Source organism: Pseudomonas sp. S3_B11, from assembly GCF_054667715.1.
The window spans coordinates 6,390,838-6,406,535 of sequence record NZ_CP162749.1; the positions used below are offsets into that span (position 1 = coordinate 6,390,838).

The 15,698-nt window shown below is 62.4% G+C and carries 20 protein-coding genes; 9 read left to right on the top strand and 11 right to left on the bottom strand.

Translation table 11 applies throughout. From position 1 onward, the window contains the following. The first annotated feature begins 36 nt into the window (after positions 1 to 36). The 4 genes from ftsY to rpoH all read left to right on the top strand — a co-directional run bounded on the left by ftsY (position 37) and on the right by rpoH (position 4,127). Positions 37 to 1,470: a signal recognition particle-docking protein FtsY gene (ftsY, locus tag AB4O22_RS28625; RefSeq protein ID WP_460097690.1), complete on the top strand. Its 1,434-nt coding sequence runs from the start codon at positions 37 to 39 to the stop codon at positions 1,468 to 1,470. Then, positions 1,467 to 2,138, top strand: a complete 672-nt coding sequence (gene ftsE, locus AB4O22_RS28630) for a cell division ATP-binding protein FtsE (protein WP_003177474.1) — start codon at positions 1,467 to 1,469, stop codon at positions 2,136 to 2,138. The genes ftsY and ftsE overlap by 4 nt, the downstream gene beginning before the upstream one ends. After that, positions 2,135 to 3,157: a permease-like cell division protein FtsX gene (ftsX, locus tag AB4O22_RS28635; RefSeq protein ID WP_003206508.1), complete on the top strand. Its 1,023-nt coding sequence runs from the start codon at positions 2,135 to 2,137 to the stop codon at positions 3,155 to 3,157. The genes ftsE and ftsX overlap by 4 nt, the downstream gene beginning before the upstream one ends. Positions 3,158 to 3,272: 115 nt before the next feature. Next, positions 3,273 to 4,127, top strand: coding sequence for an RNA polymerase sigma factor RpoH (gene rpoH, locus AB4O22_RS28640; protein ID WP_003177476.1), 855 nt, complete (start codon positions 3,273 to 3,275; stop codon positions 4,125 to 4,127). Positions 4,128 to 4,309: 182 nt separating this feature from the next. Here the strand turns inward: rpoH and mtgA are convergent, their stop codons facing one another. Then, positions 4,310 to 5,032: a monofunctional biosynthetic peptidoglycan transglycosylase gene (mtgA, locus tag AB4O22_RS28645; RefSeq protein WP_028237457.1), complete on the bottom strand. Its 723-nt coding sequence runs from the start codon at positions 5,030 to 5,032 to the stop codon at positions 4,310 to 4,312. Positions 5,033 to 5,105: 73 nt separating this feature from the next. Here mtgA and AB4O22_RS28650 point away from each other — a divergent pair, with 73 nt between their 5' ends. From AB4O22_RS28650 to trmB, 4 genes are all read left to right on the top strand, one after another. After that, a complete protein-coding gene (locus AB4O22_RS28650) occupies positions 5,106 to 5,477 on the top strand; it encodes a DUF423 domain-containing protein (protein ID WP_460097691.1) in 372 nt (123 codons plus the stop codon). A gap of 90 nt (positions 5,478 to 5,567) precedes the next feature. Further along, positions 5,568 to 5,768, top strand: a complete 201-nt coding sequence (gene thiS / locus AB4O22_RS28655; RefSeq protein WP_018609493.1) for a sulfur carrier protein ThiS — start codon at positions 5,568 to 5,570, stop codon at positions 5,766 to 5,768. 54 nt (positions 5,769 to 5,822) lie between these two features. Further along, positions 5,823 to 6,617, top strand: a complete 795-nt coding sequence (locus AB4O22_RS28660; RefSeq protein WP_003177480.1) for a thiazole synthase — start codon at positions 5,823 to 5,825, stop codon at positions 6,615 to 6,617. A gap of 9 nt (positions 6,618 to 6,626) precedes the next feature. Continuing rightward, positions 6,627 to 7,352: a tRNA (guanosine(46)-N7)-methyltransferase TrmB gene (gene trmB, locus AB4O22_RS28665; protein ID WP_223472132.1), complete on the top strand. Its 726-nt coding sequence runs from the start codon at positions 6,627 to 6,629 to the stop codon at positions 7,350 to 7,352. Positions 7,353 to 7,493: 141 nt separating this feature from the next. On the opposite strand, the gene AB4O22_RS28670 is transcribed toward trmB, so the two are convergent. From AB4O22_RS28670 to AB4O22_RS28715, 10 genes are all read right to left on the bottom strand, one after another. Beyond that, positions 7,494 to 7,817, bottom strand: coding sequence for a DUF3392 domain-containing protein (locus AB4O22_RS28670; protein ID WP_003177482.1), 324 nt, complete (start codon positions 7,815 to 7,817; stop codon positions 7,494 to 7,496). A gap of 18 nt (positions 7,818 to 7,835) precedes the next feature. Then, on the bottom strand, positions 7,836 to 9,035 hold the full coding sequence (gene hemW / locus AB4O22_RS28675) for a radical SAM family heme chaperone HemW (protein ID WP_460097693.1): 1,200 nt from the start codon (positions 9,033 to 9,035) through the stop codon (positions 7,836 to 7,838). Next, positions 9,032 to 9,628 (bottom strand): RdgB/HAM1 family non-canonical purine NTP pyrophosphatase, encoded by a 597-nt coding sequence (gene rdgB, locus AB4O22_RS28680; protein WP_013694468.1) that lies wholly within the window; start codon positions 9,626 to 9,628, stop codon positions 9,032 to 9,034. The genes hemW and rdgB overlap by 4 nt, the downstream gene beginning before the upstream one ends. After that, positions 9,625 to 10,059 carry a DUF4426 domain-containing protein gene (locus AB4O22_RS28685; RefSeq protein WP_053163545.1) on the bottom strand — a complete coding sequence of 145 codons (435 nt, stop codon included), beginning with the start codon at positions 10,057 to 10,059 and terminating at the stop codon, positions 9,625 to 9,627. The genes rdgB and AB4O22_RS28685 overlap by 4 nt, the downstream gene beginning before the upstream one ends. A gap of 27 nt (positions 10,060 to 10,086) precedes the next feature. Beyond that, positions 10,087 to 10,707, bottom strand: coding sequence for a methionine biosynthesis protein MetW (gene metW / locus AB4O22_RS28690; RefSeq protein WP_003206492.1), 621 nt, complete (start codon positions 10,705 to 10,707; stop codon positions 10,087 to 10,089). Between the two features lie 7 nt (positions 10,708 to 10,714). After that, the gene (gene metX / locus AB4O22_RS28695; protein ID WP_003206490.1) at positions 10,715 to 11,854 is read right to left on the bottom strand and encodes a homoserine O-succinyltransferase MetX; all 1,140 of its coding nucleotides are present in this window, start codon (positions 11,852 to 11,854) and stop codon (positions 10,715 to 10,717) included. Positions 11,855 to 12,044: 190 nt separating this feature from the next. After that, positions 12,045 to 12,338: a DUF167 domain-containing protein gene (locus AB4O22_RS28700; protein ID WP_223472133.1), complete on the bottom strand. Its 294-nt coding sequence runs from the start codon at positions 12,336 to 12,338 to the stop codon at positions 12,045 to 12,047. Positions 12,339 to 12,343: 5 nt separating this feature from the next. Beyond that, complete coding sequence (locus AB4O22_RS28705; protein WP_223472134.1) at positions 12,344 to 12,934, bottom strand: YggT family protein; 591 nt, start codon at positions 12,932 to 12,934, stop codon at positions 12,344 to 12,346. A 10-nt stretch (positions 12,935 to 12,944) separates the two neighbouring features. After that, positions 12,945 to 13,763, bottom strand: coding sequence for a pyrroline-5-carboxylate reductase (gene proC / locus AB4O22_RS28710; RefSeq protein ID WP_013694466.1), 819 nt, complete (start codon positions 13,761 to 13,763; stop codon positions 12,945 to 12,947). Positions 13,764 to 13,798: 35 nt separating this feature from the next. Continuing rightward, positions 13,799 to 14,485 (bottom strand): YggS family pyridoxal phosphate-dependent enzyme, encoded by a 687-nt coding sequence (locus AB4O22_RS28715; RefSeq protein ID WP_003206483.1) that lies wholly within the window; start codon positions 14,483 to 14,485, stop codon positions 13,799 to 13,801. Between the two features lie 53 nt (positions 14,486 to 14,538). On the opposite strand from AB4O22_RS28715, the gene AB4O22_RS28720 reads away from it, so the two are divergent. Then, positions 14,539 to 15,573: a type IV pilus twitching motility protein PilT gene (locus tag AB4O22_RS28720; RefSeq protein WP_003206482.1), complete on the top strand. Its 1,035-nt coding sequence runs from the start codon at positions 14,539 to 14,541 to the stop codon at positions 15,571 to 15,573. The last annotated feature ends 125 nt before the right edge of the window (positions 15,574 to 15,698 follow it).

Sequence of the window (15,698 nt, forward strand, 5' to 3'; positions counted from 1 at the left end):
TTGTGGCGCTTCGCTACCGTGAGATAGCCGTCCTCCATGTTTGGTTCCAACGACGACAAGAAGACCCCAGCTGCGGCTGGCGAGAAGAAAGGCCTGTTCGGATGGCTGCGCAAGAAGCCGCAGGAAACCGTCGTCGAACAGCCACAACCGCTGCCTGAGCCCGCTGCCGAGGCAGTGGTCGAAGCAACCGCGCCCATCGTCCTGCCGATTGCCGAGCCGGTGCTGCAACCGGTCGAGCCTGAGACTGTTGCTGAGCCGGTGGCCGAGCCGCCGCTGACCCCGCCCGTCGAGCAAACCCCCTGGTTGACCTTGCCGGTGGCGGAAGAGCCGGTCGCGCTGGTCGAGGAAACGACGCCCCATATCACCCCGCCGATTCCAGCGCCGACGCAGGTTGTCGAGGCGCCAGTCGTCGACGCTGTCATTGAGCCGCCAGTCGCCGTCGTTGCACCCGTGGTTGCGCAAGCCGCGCCCGAGCCAGCACCTGCCCTGTTGGAAACCATCGCCCCCGTCGAGCCCGTCCGTAACGCCGAGGAAAACAAGGTCGGCTTCTTCGCCCGCCTCAAGCAGGGCCTGTCCAAGACCAGCGCCAGCATCGGCGAAGGCATGGCCAGCCTGTTCCTGGGCAAGAAAGTCATCGACGACGAATTGCTGGAAGATATCGAGACTCGCCTGCTGACCGCCGACGTCGGTGTCGAGGCCACCTCGGTGATCATCCAGAGCCTGACCCAGAAGGTCGCGCGCAAGCAGCTGACCGACGCCGATGCACTGTACAAATCCCTGCAAGGCGAGCTGACCAGCCTGCTCAAGCCGGTGGAAAAACCGCTGGTGATCGCCTCGCAGAACAAACCGTTCGTGATCCTGGTCGTCGGCGTCAACGGTGCCGGCAAGACCACCACCATCGGCAAGCTGGCCAAGAAGCTGCAGCTCGAAGGCAAGAAAGTCATGCTGGCGGCGGGCGACACCTTCCGCGCCGCCGCGGTCGAACAGCTGCAAGTGTGGGGCGAGCGCAACAAGATCCCGGTGATTGCCCAGCACACCGGCGCCGACTCCGCTTCGGTGATATTCGACGCCGTGCAGGCCGCCAAGGCCCGTGGCATCGATGTGTTGATCGCCGACACGGCCGGTCGCCTGCACACCAAAGACAACCTGATGGAAGAGTTGAAGAAGGTGCGCCGGGTGATCGGCAAGCTCGACGCCGACGCACCCCACGAAGTGCTGCTGGTGCTGGACGCCGGTACCGGCCAGAACGCCATCAACCAGGCCAAGCAATTCAACCAGACCGTCGAACTGACCGGGCTGGCCTTGACCAAGCTCGACGGCACCGCCAAGGGCGGGGTGATTTTCGCCCTGGCCAAGCAGTTCGGCCTGCCCATTCGCTATATCGGCGTGGGTGAAGGCATCGACGACTTGCGCACCTTTGAAGCCGAGCCCTTTGTCCAGGCACTGTTTGCCGAACGGGAGCATTCATGATTCGTTTCGAGCAGGTCGGTAAACGCTATCCGAACGGTCACGTCGGCTTGCATGAGCTGAGCTTTCGGGTCCGTCGGGGCGAGTTTCTGTTTGTCACCGGCCATTCCGGCGCCGGTAAAAGTACCTTGCTGCGCCTGCTGCTGGCGATGGAGCGGCCCTCCACCGGCAAACTGCTGCTGGCCGGCCAGGACCTGAGCACCATCAGCAATGCCCAGATTCCCTACCTGCGACGGCAGATCGGCGTGGTGTTCCAGAATCACCAATTGCTGTTCGATCGCACGGTGTTCAACAACGTGGCGTTGCCGTTGCAGATCCTCGGGTTGTCCAAGGCCGAGATCATCAAGCGCGTGGACTCGGCCCTGGAGCGCGTGGCCCTGTCGGACAAGACCGACCTGTACCCGGGCGACCTGTCCACCGGTCAACAGCAGCGCGTCGGCATCGCCCGCGCCATCGTCCATCGCCCGGCCTTGCTGCTGGCGGACGAACCTACCGGTAACCTCGACCCGCGCCTGGCTGCGGAGATCATGGGCGTATTCGAAGACATCAACCGCCTGGGCACCAGTGTGCTGATTGCCAGTCACGACCTGGCATTGATCGCACGTATGCGTCACCGCATGCTCACATTGCAGCGCGGACGCCTGATTGGTGACGGGGAGGCGGGTGTATGAGTGCTACTCGCAGCCCGAAAGTGGCCGAACGCGTGGCCCCGAAGGCCTCCGATCCGCAGCCGCAAAAGAAAAAACGCGACGATGATGACGGCCCGGACTTTTCCACGCTGCTGCGCGCCTGGATCGAAAGCCATCGCGCCAGCCTGCTGGACAGCCTGCGGCGCCTGGGCAAGCAACCCATCGGCAGCTTCTTTACCTGCATGGTGATGGCGGTTGCCCTGAGCCTGCCCATGGGCCTGTCATTATTGCTAAGCAATGTGGAGCGCCTGGGCGGCTCCTGGCAGCGCGCGGCGCAGATTTCGCTGTACCTGCAGATGGACGCGAGCCCCGGCGAAGGCCAGGCGTTGCGCGAGCAGATCAAGGCCATGCCGGGCGTGGCCGATGCCGAATACATCGGGCGCGAGCAGGCGCTGGAAGAATTCCAGCAGCAGTCCGGCCTGGGCGAAGCCCTCAAGGAACTGCCGGAGAACCCGCTGCCGGGCGTGGTGCTGGTGACGCCAAACGAAGTCGACAAACCGACCCTTGAAGCATTAAGACAAAGACTTTCCGAGTTGCCGAAGGTACAACAGGCGCAACTTGATCTAGTCTGGGTCGAGCGTCTTGCGGCGATCCTCAAGCTCGGCGACCGGTTTGTCTTCGGTCTGACGGTGCTGCTGGTTTCTGCATTACTTTTGGTGATAGGCAATACCATTCGTCTTCATATTGAAAACCGCCGCACCGAGATAGAAGTGATTAAACTCGTCGGCGGTACGGACAGTTATGTACGCAGGCCCTTCCTTTATATGGGCGCGCTGTATGGCTTCGGTGCCGGGATTCTGTCCTGGGGTGTATTGGCGTTCGGCCTGGACTGGCTGAACGATGCGGTAACAGGGTTGGCCGGTTTGTACGGCAGTGATTTCTCGCTGGCCGGCGTGCCAGTCGCCGACGGTCTGTCGCTCTTGCTTGGCGCGGTGCTGTTGGGTTATATCGGTGCATGGATTGCGGTCGCACGCCACTTGCGTGAGCTTGCGCCAAAATAAGTGTTTTTTTTGCGTGTATTGACCTTTCAGTCTTTGTGGGAACTTGTCCTAGGGTTCCCGGTCAATTTTCGCAGTGCTGAACTGCACGAGTTATGTGAGTCGGAGGTTTTTTCGTATGACCACTTCTTTGCAACCTGCTTATGCTCTGGTCCCGGGTGCGAACCTGGAGGCCTATGTGCACACGGTCAACAGCATTCCATTGCTGACCCCCGAGCAGGAGCGTGAACTGGCCGAGAGTCTCTATTATGAGCAGGATCTTGAGGCGGCTCGGCAGATGGTGCTCGCCCACCTGCGTTTTGTCGTACATATCGCTCGCAGCTATTCCGGCTACGGGCTGGCCCAGGCCGACCTGATCCAGGAAGGCAACGTCGGCCTGATGAAGGCGGTCAAGCGTTTCAACCCGGAAATGGGTGTGCGCCTGGTGTCGTTTGCGGTGCACTGGATCAAGGCGGAAATCCACGAGTTCATCCTGCGCAACTGGCGCATCGTGAAAGTCGCGACCACCAAGGCCCAGCGCAAGCTGTTCTTCAACCTGCGCAGCCAGAAGAAGCGCCTGGCCTGGCTGAACAACGAAGAAGTCCACCGTGTCGCCGAAAGCCTGGGCGTAGAGCCTCGGGAAGTGCGCGAGATGGAAAGTCGCCTGACCGGCCATGACATGGCCTTCGACCCGGCCGCCGAAGCGGACGACGACAGCGCTTTCCAATCGCCGGCCAACTACCTGGAAGACCACCGGTACGACCCGGCGCGTCAACTGGAAGACGCCGACTGGAGCGACAACTCCAACACCAACCTGCACGAAGCCCTGGAAGTGCTGGACGAGCGCAGCCGCGACATCCTCTACCAGCGCTGGCTGGCTGAGGAAAAAGCCACGCTGCACGACCTGGCGCAGAAGTACAACGTGTCGGCCGAGCGGATTCGTCAGCTTGAGAAGAGCGCGATGAACAAGCTCAAGGTGTCGATCGCCGCCTGACTGCGGTAACGGTCATGAAAACGCCCCGATCAGTGATGATCGGGGCGTTTTTGTTTGTGCGCTGCAATCCCCTGTGGGAGCGAGCTTGCTCGCGATAGCGGTAGATCAGTCAACTTCAATGTGGCTGACCCGCCGCTATCGCGAGCAAGCTCGCTCCCACAGGTGGGGCTTCAGTGTTGCAGCTACTGGGCCCAAGGCGCTCGCCGCGAATTGTTGAGTTCCAGCAAATAACTGTCGCCCCCCAACTGGCTCATCTGCTGACGAATCCAGCCCGCCCGCCGTAGCACATAGGGGCTCGGCCGGCCGGCGCTCCATTTGCGCGGGTTAGGCAAGACCGCCGCCAGCAGGCTGGCCTGTTGCCGGGACAAGGCGTCGGCGCCTACGCGAAAATGATGTCGCGCTGCGGCTTCGGCCCCGAACACGCCGTCATCCCACTCGACACTGTTGAGGTACACCTCAAGGATCCGCTGCTTGGGCCAGAACACTTCGATCAGTGCGGTGAACCAGGCCTCCAGCCCCTTGCGCAGCCAGCTGCGGCCCGACCACAGGAACAGGTTCTTGGACACTTGCTGGCTGAGGGTACTGGCGCCGCGAATCGAACCGCCACGCCCATTGTGGGCGAACGCGGCCTGGATCGCGCCGATGTCGAAGCCCCAGTGCTCGGGGAATTTCTGGTCTTCGCCAGCAATCACCGCCACTTTCAGGCTATCGGAGATCTGGTCCCAAGGCTGCCAGGTGCGTTGCAGGTCGATGGGTTCGCCGCCGAACCAGGATTCAACCTTGCGCTCGATCATCAGCGCCGTGAACGGCGGCGGTACCACCCGAAACAACAGCACGAGCACAACGCTGCCAACGGCGAACCAGAGCAGGGCTTTAAGGAATCGTCGAAATAATAAACGCAGCATAGAGATGGCTTGGCCGAACCCGTCGAGCGGGCCATTATACAGACCCTGTCCATCGAGTCTGACTGGAGTTCTCATGCTGCGTAGCTTTCTGATGCTGGCCGCTTTTTTCGGCTTCACAGGCGTGGCGCTGGGGGCATTTGCCGCCCATGCCCTGAAAAGCCGCCTGAGCGCCGAATACCTGACGATTTTCCACACCGGCGTCACCTACCAACTGGTACACACCCTGGCGTTGCTGGGCGTTGCGCTGCTGGCCACGCACATTCCCGGCCGCATCGTCACCTGGGCCGGGGTTTCATTTGTGGTTGGCATCCTGTTGTTCTCCGGCAGCCTGTATCTGCTGACCCTCACGGGCATCAGCAAGCTGGGCATCATCACGCCGTTGGGCGGTGTGGCGTTCCTGATCGGCTGGGTGTGCCTGGGGCTTGCCGCCTGGCGGCTGGGCTGACCGGGCGGTCCATTTCATGACGAATGGCTTGGGTCGCCCAGACTGATCGGGCTAGAATGCCAGCCCCTAAAAATGATGGCGGCATCCGGCATGCGCATTCAGTTGAACGGCGAACCCCTTGATCTGCCCGACGGTGAAACCGTCGCGGCCCTGCTGACCCGTCTGGAACTCACCGGACGCCGCGTCGCGGTGGAACTCAATCTGGATATCGTCCCGCGCAGCCAGCACGCCGAAACCACGTTGAACGATGGCGACAGCGTCGAAGTGGTCCATGCCATTGGCGGCGGCTAGTCGCCTCGGTTTCGCAGCATTTCGCAAGAACCTCACCCCAACAGAGGATTTCCCATGAGCATCGTTCGTAGCGACAAGCCCTTCGTCCTGGCCGGTCGTACCTACCAGTCGCGTTTGCTGGTAGGCACCGGCAAATATCGCGACATGGAAGAAACCCGCCTGGCCATCGAGGCCTCGGGCGCCGAAATCGTGACCGTCGCTGTGCGCCGGACCAACATCGGCCAGAACCCGGGCGAACCGAACCTGCTGGATATCCTGCCGCCGGACCGCTACACCATCCTGCCGAACACCGCCGGTTGCTTCGACGCTATCGAGGCCGTGCGCACCTGCCGCCTGGCCCGTGAGCTGCTCGACGGCCACAACCTGGTGAAGCTGGAAGTGCTGGCGGACCAGAAAACCTTGTTCCCCAACGTGATCGAAACCCTCAAGGCCGCTGAAACCCTGGTCAAGGAAGGCTTCGACGTGATGGTCTACACCAGCGATGACCCGATCATCGCCCGTCAATTGGCGGAAATCGGCTGCATCGCGGTCATGCCGCTGGCCGGCCTGATCGGCACAGGCCTGGGGATCTGCAACCCGTACAACCTGCAGATCATCCTGGAAGAAGCCAAGATCCCGGTGTTGGTGGATGCCGGTGTCGGTACCGCTTCCGACGCCACCATCGCCATGGAACTGGGTTGCGAAGCGGTGCTGATGAACTCGGCCATCGCCCACGCCCAGCAGCCGATCCTCATGGCCGAAGCCATGAAGCACGCCATCGTCGCTGGTCGCCTGGCGTACCTGGCCGGCCGCATGCCAAAAAAACTTTACGCCAGCGCCTCCTCGCCGCTGGATGGTCTGATCAAGTAAGAGCCATTGATGACTGAATCGAACGACACGCCGGTCCTGCCGGAAGAAGGCGAAGAGCGCCAGCACCGCCGCATCAAGAGTTTCGTGATGCGCGCCGGGCGCATGACTGAAGGCCAGCAGCGCGGCCTGGAGCAGGGCGCGCCGCTGTTTGTCCTGCCGCTGGCCGATGCACCGGTGGATTTTGACCAGGTCTTCGGCCGCTCGGCCCCGCGCTCGCTGGAAATCGGCTTCGGCATGGGTCATTCGTTGCTGGAAATGGCCGCCGCCTCGCCGGAGCAGGATTTCATCGGGGTGGAAGTCCATCGTCCGGGCGTCGGTGCACTGCTCAATGGCGTGCTGACCCAAGGGCTGACCAACCTGCGGGTCTACGATTGCGACGCCATCGAAGTGCTCAGTCGCTGCGTGGCCGATAACAGCCTCGACCGGCTGATGCTGTTCTTCCCGGACCCTTGGCACAAAAGCCGCCACCACAAGCGCCGTATCGTCCAGGCGTCGTTCGCTGAACTGGTGCGCAGCAAGTTGAAGGTCGGCGGTGTGTTGCACATGGCTACCGACTGGGAACCCTACGCCGAATACATGCTGGAAGTGATGAGCGTCGCCCCGGGCTATCGCAACCTGGCCGAAGACGGCAAGTGCGTGCCACGCCCGGCTGAACGGCCGATCACCAAGTTCGAGCGCCGAGGCGAACGCCTTGGGCACGGGGTTTGGGATTTGAAGTTCGAGAAGGTGGCGTAAGCACCCGAAGATCCTGCTGAAATGGGATCCCCTGTGGGAGCGAGCTTGCTCGCGATAGCGGCATAACAGTCAACCTTGATGTTGGATGTTATGGCCTCATCGCGAGCAAGCTCGCTCCCACAGTTGTTTCAGGTGACCGGGTCAGCGCCGATCCGCGACTACGCCTATCAACACCAGCACCACCAACAACACCGGCGCCAGGCTGTAGTTGTTGAACTGGCTCAAGCCCCGAACGACCCACGGCGTGGCGTAGATCAGTGCCGCGCCGCTGCCGATCATGCACAGCAGGGCGATCAGCGGGACGCGCAAGGCGCCAGCGATGCTGCCCAGGCGTTGTTCGACCCAGCCCTTGATGTCGGCACCAAACAGCACCAACAGGCAACCTACCAATGCCAGGGAGATCTCCGACAGGTTGCTGCGGCTCCAGCGGGACACGGTGGCCAGCAGGTCGAGTACCAGATCCATTCGATTTCCTTGTTTTGATCAGCTCAGAAATGTCTGCAGCAAGTCGTTGAGAAACAGCTGTCCGCGCTCGGTAGCCGCCAGACGTGTCGGTTCGACCTGCAACAACCCGCTTTGTTCGGCCTCGCGCCGGCCTTCGGCCAGGCTTTGCAGGGGCAGCCCGGTGCGCTCCGGGTACAGCCGCGCTTCCACGCCCGCGGTCAGGCGCAGGGCGTTCATCAGGAACTCGAACGGCAGCTCTTCGTTGGCCAGGGTTTTCTCGCCGGCCTGGAAGCTCTTGGCCGGGTTGAGGTAGTCCTTGGGCAGGCGGGTCTTCCAGGTGCGCACGATGCGCCCGTCCGGATGGCTGAGCTTGCCGTGGGCGCCGGCACCAATGCCGATGAAGTCGCCGAAGCTCCAGTAGTTGAGGTTATGCCGCGCCGCCCGGCCGGGTTGGGCGTAGGCCGAGACTTCGTATTGGGCGTAGCCGTGTTCGGCCAGCAAGGCTTGCCCGGCTTCCTGGATGTCCCACAGCGTGTCGTCTTCGGGCAATGTCGGCGGCTGGTTCCAGAACACCGTGTTCGGCTCCAGCGTCAGCTGGTACCAGGACAAATGCGTCGGCTTCAAGGCGATGGCCTGGCGCAGGTCGCTCAAGGCGTCTTCCAGGGACTGGTCGGGCAGCCCATGCATCAGGTCCAGGTTGAAATTATCGAAACCGGCCTGGCGAGCCATGTCGGCGGCGCGCACCGCCTCGTCGCCGTTGTGGATCCGGCCCAGGGCCTCGAGCTTGACCTGCTGGAAACTCTGGATACCGATGGACAGGCGATTGATGCCCAAGGCCCGGTAAGCGACGAATTTTTCCTGCTCGAAGGTGCCGGGGTTGGCTTCCAGGGTGATTTCAATGTCCTGGGCGAACGGTATCCGCGCTTCCACACCCTTGAGCAATCGCCCCAAGGCTTGGGCGCTGAACAGGCTCGGGGTGCCGCCACCGAAAAAGATCGAGCTCAACGGGCGACCATGAACCGCGTGCAGATCCTGGTCGAGGTCGGCCAGCAAGGCGTCGACATATTCCTCTTCCGGCAACTGCGGGCTGGCGGTGTGGGAGTTGAAGTCGCAATACGGGCATTTGCGCACGCACCACGGGATGTGGACGTACAACGCCAGGGGCGGCAGCACTGGCAGTGGCGCCCGAGGTGTTTGTACACCGCCATGGATCAGCGGTGCGGGAGTGTCGTCGATCATTGCAGGCCCAGGCGTTGACGCAGCAGGGCCATGGCGCGGGCGCGGTGGCTCAGTTGATTCTTTTCCACCGGCCCCAGCTCGGCGCTGGAGCAATTGCGCTCCGGCACCCAGAACAACGGGTCATAGCCAAAACCGTGCTCGCCGCTGGCTTCGGTGAGAATGCGCCCGTGCCACAGGCCTTCGCAGAGGATCGGCAATGGGTCATCGGCATGGCGGACCAGGGCCAGCACACACACGAACTGAGCGCCGCGCTCGGCTTCGGGCACGTCCTTGAGGGCGTCGAGCAGCTTGGCGTTGTTCGCCGCGTCACCTTTGCCATCGGCGTAGCGGGCCGAGTAAATGCCTGGCGCGCCGCCCAGGAAGTCCACGGCCAGCCCGGAATCGTCGGCCAGCGCTGGCAGGCCCGAGATGCGTGCGGCATTGCGGGCCTTGAGGATGGCGTTCTCGACGAACGACAGGCCGGTCTCTTCCGGTTCCACCTGGCTGAACTCGCCAATCGAGCGCAACTGCACCGACCCGCCGAGCATGGCTTGCAGTTCCTTGAGTTTGCCGGCGTTGTGGCTGGCCAGTACGAGTTGGGTGAAGTTGATCATTGGCCCGGGAACAGTTCCTGGTTGAAGTTGATGGTGTTGATCTTGTCGCCGGTTTGCACCTTGATTTCGAAGGTCCGGACTTCCTGTTGATCCACCGGATACTGGGCGATGTAGTAGATCGCGCCTGGCTCGCTCACCTGCTTGAATTGCAGCGGGACGCTCTGGCTGGTGAGGTCTTTCACCGTGCCGCTGACCTGGGCCATCAAGGGCTTGCCATCCTTGAGCACCGAGATGTTGATCACGCCTTGCTGCTTGCTGCGAATCAGCTCGGCGGCCTTGGCGATGTCCGGTGTCAGGAAGGTGGAGTTGAAGGTGTTGTAGTGCACGGTGATATCACCGAACACTTCCTTGCGCTCGCCCTTGATAACGTCGGCGGCCATGGCGCCAACGCTCAGGCAAGCGGTGATGAGAAACAACGCTAGACGGTTCATGTCGTGCTCCTGGTAAGGCCGGGGGGCTTACACCGCGACCTGGTAATCGGTAAGGCCTGGGCTGCTGACCCGATAGATGCCTATCTCACCTAACAGATTAGGCCATAGCTTGCTGGCCCACCCGTGGCGGTGCTGTTGGTCCACGGCCAGGCGATCGATGACCTTGGCTTCACGCTCGCGGCACAGCGCCTCGAAATCCTCGAAGGTGCAGAAGTGGATGTTCGGCGTGTTGTACCAGGTGTAGGGCAGGAACTCCGAAACCGGCATGCGGCCCTTGCTCGCCAGGTACCAGCGGCAACGCCAGTGGCCGAAGTTGGGGAAGGTGATGATGCACTGGCGTCCGACCCGCAGCATTTCGTCGAGGATCTTGTCCGGGTAGTGCACCGCTTGCAACGCCTGGGTCATGACCACGATGTCGAAGCTGTTGCTGGCGAAGTTGCCCAGGCCCTTGTCCAGGTCCTGCTCAATGACGTTGATGCCTTTGGCGACGCACTCGGCAATGTTGTCCGGGTCGTTTTCCAGGCCGTAGCCGCTGACTTGCTTGTTGTCCCGCAGCCAGGTCAGCAGTTCGCCGTTGCCGCAGCCCAGGTCGAGCACGCGGCTGCCGGCGGGGATCCATTCCTGGATGATTTCCAGATCGGCTCTCATGGCGTCCTCACAGCGTTATACGGTTCATGTAGTTGCCGAACGCCTGCAGGTAGCGCGGGATCGGGATCAAAAAGGCGTCGTGACCCTGGGGTGCGTCGATTTCCAGGTAGCAGACGTCCTTGCGCGCGGCCATCAGCGCGTCCACCAGCTCCCGCGAACGCGCCGGGGAGAAGCGCCAGTCGGTGGTGAACGACATCACGCAGAACTTGGCGGTGGCGTTGGCGAAGGTTTTCGCCAGGTTATCGTCGAAGTTCGCCGCCGGATCGAAGTAGTCCAGTGCCTTGGTCATCAACAGGTACGTGTTGGCGTCGAAACGCCCGGAGAACTCTTCACCCTGATAACGCAGGTAGCTTTCGACCTGGAACTCGACGCTGTGGAAGTCGTAGTTGAGCTTTTCGCTCTTGAGGCCACGGCCGAATTTCTCGCCCATGGAGTCGTCGGACAGGTAGGTGATGTGCCCGACCATCCGCGCCAGCATCAGCCCGCGCTTGGGGATCACGCCGTGTTCCTGGAACGAGCCGCCATGGAACTCCGGGTCGGTGAGGATCGCCTGGCGCGCCACTTCGTTGAAGGCGATGTTCTGTGCCGACAGCTTGGGCGCCGAGGCGATTGCCAGGCAGTGGCGCACGCGGTCCGGGTAGGTGATGGTCCATTGCAGGGCCTGCATGCCTCCCAGGCTGCCACCGATCACGGCTGCCCACTGGCCGATCCCGAGGCGGTCGGCCAGGCGCGCCTGGCTGTGGACCCAGTCTTCCACGGTCAGCACCGGAAAATCGGCGCCGAAAGGTTTGCCGGTGTCCGGGTTGAGGCTGCTGGGGCCGGTGGAACCGTTGCAGCCGCCCAGGTTGTTCAGACTGACCACGAAGAACTTGCTGGTATCGATGGGCTTGCCCGGGCCGATGCAGCTGTCCCACCAACCGGGCTTGCGGTCGTCGATGCTGTGGTAGCCGGCGGCGTGGTGGTGCCCCGACAAGGCATGGCAAATCAGCACGGCATTGCTCGCCGTGGCATTGAGGGTGCCGTAGGTTTCGTAGATCAGGTCATAGGCTGGCAACGAACGGCCGCAGGCCAGGGCCAGGGGCTCGCTGAAATGCGCCATTTGCGGCGTCACCAGACCAACGGAATCGGGGGGAAAGGCAGCTGGCATCGACCCTGCTCGCGTTGAAATGAGGCGTAAGTCTAAAGACCGCTGTGGCAGGCGGCAACCAAGGAAATCATAGACCGCACCGATCATTCCCACGCTTTGCGTGGGAATGCTGCCAGGGACGCTCCGCGTTCCGCTCAGGGTGTGACGCAGAGCGTCACAGGATGCATTTCCACGTGGAGCGTGGGAACGCTCATTGGCGGGGGACGAGACCCGGCAACTCCGGCAGTTTCTTCGGCAAATGGATGCGCACCCGTTTCTGCCGGTTCAATTCGCCGCTGACCAGGCTGACCTGGCTCTTGGACACGCCAAACGCCTTGGCCAGGAACGCCATCAGGTACGCGTTGGCCTTGCCCTCGACCGGTGGGGCAGTGAGGCGGATCTTCAGGCGGTCACCGTGCAGCCCGGCGAAATCATCGCTGCGGGCTGCCGGTTGCAGGTGACACTCCAGGATCAGGTCGTCGCCATCCCAGCGAAAGTAGCTCACGTGAGTCAGATCAGCAGGCGCAGGATTTCCGGCATCATGGTTATCGCCGCCAGGTTGTTGATCACTAGCATGTCGATCAGCTTGAGCACCATGAACGCCAGGATCGGCGAGATATCCAGACCGCCGAGGTTCGGCAGGATGCGGCGGAACGGCGCCAGGGCCGGCTCGCAGATCTGGTTCACCAGTTCGGCGCCCGGGTTATGGCTGCTCGGTGCGACCCACGACAGGATCACGCTGATGATCATGGCGAAGAAGAAAATCTTCAGGAACAGCGCGGTCACGCCAATGAGCGACCAGATCAGCAGTTGCAGCGGGTTGCCGGTGGTGCCGTAGGTCAGCAGCAGGGTCAGGGCCATCAGCGCCAGTTGCACGAGGATCGCCAGGACCAGCGACGACATGTCCAGGCCGAACAGGCTCGGGATGATCCGACGCAGCGGCTTGAGCAGTGGCTGGGTGGCCTTGACGATGAACTGGCACAGTGGGTTGTAGAAGTTGGCGCGCACCAGTTGCAGCACGAAGCGCAGCAGCACGATCAGCAGGTACATGCTGCCGAGGGTTTGCAGCACGTAGACCGCTGCAGTGTTCAATCCAATCATGAATGGCTCCTTATTGGCCCAGTTGTTCGGCCATTTCGGCCGAGCGGTGCGCGGCGGCGCCGAGTGCTTTTTCCACCAGGGCTTCGAAGCCCCCGGCCTGGAACGATTTGATGGCCGCTTCGGTGGTGCCGGCCGGCGAGGTCACGCGGCGGCGCAGCTCGGCGGCATCGACGTCGCTGGACACCGCCATGTGTGCGGCACCGAGGGCGGTCTGCAAGGTCAGCCTGGCGGCGGTTTCCCGGGGCAGGCCGAGTTTCTCGCCGGCGGCGGTCATGGCTTCGATCAGCAGGAAGAAGTACGCCGGGCCCGAGCCGGAGACGGCGGTGACGGCGTCCAGTTGCTGTTCGGTGTCCAGCCACAGTGCCAGGCCGACAGCCGACAGCAGTTCTTCGGCCTGCTGGCGTTGTGCAGCGGACACTTGGGAAGTGGCGAACAGGCCGCTGACGCCCTGGCGCAGCAGTGCCGGGGTGTTGGGCATGCAGCGTACGATCGGCTGCTCGCCGAGCCAGTTGTTCATGCTGGCGCACGTGATGCCGGCGGCAATCGACACCACCAGTTGATGAGGCTTGAGACTTGGGCGCAGGGCCGCGCAGACGGTTTTCATCGCCTGCGGCTTGACCGCCAGCACGATGACGTCCGCGCCGTCGATGGCCTGGGCGTTGTCGGCGAAGGTTTCGATACCGTGTTCGGCGCTCACCCGGGTACGGGTCTCTTCGCCCGGATCGCTGGCGCGGATCAGGGAAGCGTCCAGGCCCTTGGCCCGCAGGCCGCCGATCAGGCTGGCGGCCATGTTGCCGGCGCCGATGAAGGCAATACGCGTGTTGCTCATGACAGGTCCTTATAAAGAGATGAGTCGGCCATGTTTCAGGATTGACCGTAGTCGCGGGCACCAAACAGGGCAGTACCGATGCGCACCCAGGTGGCGCCCTGGGCAATGGCCGACTCAAGGTCGTGGCTCATGCCCATGGAAAGGGTGTCCAGCGGTAGCGCCAGGCTGGCTTGCAGGCGTTCAACGGCGGCGAAGGCGGCGTCCTGGGCGGCGCGGTCTTCGGTGGGTTCGGGAATCGCCATCAACCCGCGCAGTTTCAGGCGGGGCAGGGCGCTGATGGCGTTGGCCAGGGCGGGCAGGTCCGCCGGGGTGCAGCCGGATTTGCTGGCTTCACCGCTGACGTTGACCTGAATGCAGATATTCAGCGGTGGCAAGTCGGCCGGGCGCTGCTCGGACAGGCGCTGTGCAATTTTCAAGCGATCCACGGAATGCACCCAGTCGAAATGTTCGGCGATAGCGCGCGTCTTGTTCGATTGAATGGGGCCGATGAAGTGCCAGATCAAGGGCAGGTCGGTCAGTTCGAGCTGTTTGCCCAAGGCTTCTTGCAGGTAGTTCTCGCCGAAGTCCCGCAGGCCGGCAGCATAGGCTTCGCGCAGGGCCTGGACGGGTTTGGTCTTGCTCACGGCCAGCAGTTTGACACTGTGTTCGGCACGCTGGGCGGCCTGCTCCGCAGCGCGGATGCGCGAACTAACCTGAGCGATGTTGTCTGCTATCGTGGACATAAAGAAGCGCCAGCGGTGAGGTTCGCGGCATTCTACTGGAATTGAGGAGCGCTATGGATATCACTGAGTTACTGGCGTTCAGCGCCAAGCAGGGCGCGTCGGACCTGCACCTGTCCGCCGGGCTGCCTCCGATGATCCGCGTCGATGGCGATGTCAGGCGCATCAACCTGCCGGCACTGGACCACAAGCAGGTCCATGAACTGATCTACGACATCATGAACGACCGGCAACGAGTAGATTACGAAAAGTTTCTGGAGACTGACTTTTCTTTCGAGGTACCGGGCGTCGCGCGGTTCCGGGTCAACGCTTTCAACCAGAATCGCGGTGCGGGGGCGGTGTTTCGGACCATTCCGTCGAAAGTCCTGACCATGGAAGACCTGGGGATGGGCGAGGTGTTTCGCAAAGTGACCGAGGCGCCTCGTGGGCTGGTGTTGGTGACCGGGCCGACCGGGTCAGGCAAATCCACCACCCTGGCGGCCATGATCGATTACTTGAACAGCCACAAGCACCATCACATCCTCACCATCGAAGACCCTATCGAATTCGTTCACGAACCGCGCAAATGCCTGATCAACCAGCGTGAGGTGCACCGCGACACCCAGGGTTTCTCCACGGCCCTGCGTTCGGCCCTGCGGGAGGACCCGGACGTGATCCTGGTGGGGGAGATGCGCGACCTTGAAACCATTCGCCTGGCGCTGACCGCCGCGGAAACCGGGCACCTGGTGTTCGGCACCCTGCACACCACGTCGGCGGCCAAGACCATCGACCGGGTGGTGGACGTGTTCCCTGGTGACGAGAAGTCCATGGTTCGCTCGATGTTGTCGGAATCGTTGCAGGCGGTGATTTCCCAGACGCTGGTCAAGAAAATCGGCGGCGGCCGGATCGCGGCGCATGAAATCATGCTGGGTACCTCGGCCATCCGGAACCTGATCCGCGAAGACAAGGTGGCGCAGATGTACTCGGCCATCCAGACCGGCGGTTCGCTGGGGATGCAGACGCTGGACATGTGCCTGAAGGACTTGGTGAACAAGGGGCTGATCAGCCGCGAACATGCGCGGGAGCGGGCGCGTACGCCGGATAACTTCTAGAGGGGTGCTGCTTTTGCAGGCCTCATCGCGAGCAAGCTCGCTCCCACAGGACTTTCAGCGAATGGAAATCCAGTGTGGGAGCGAGCTTGCTAGCGATGAGGTCATCAGCTACAGCAAAAGTGCCG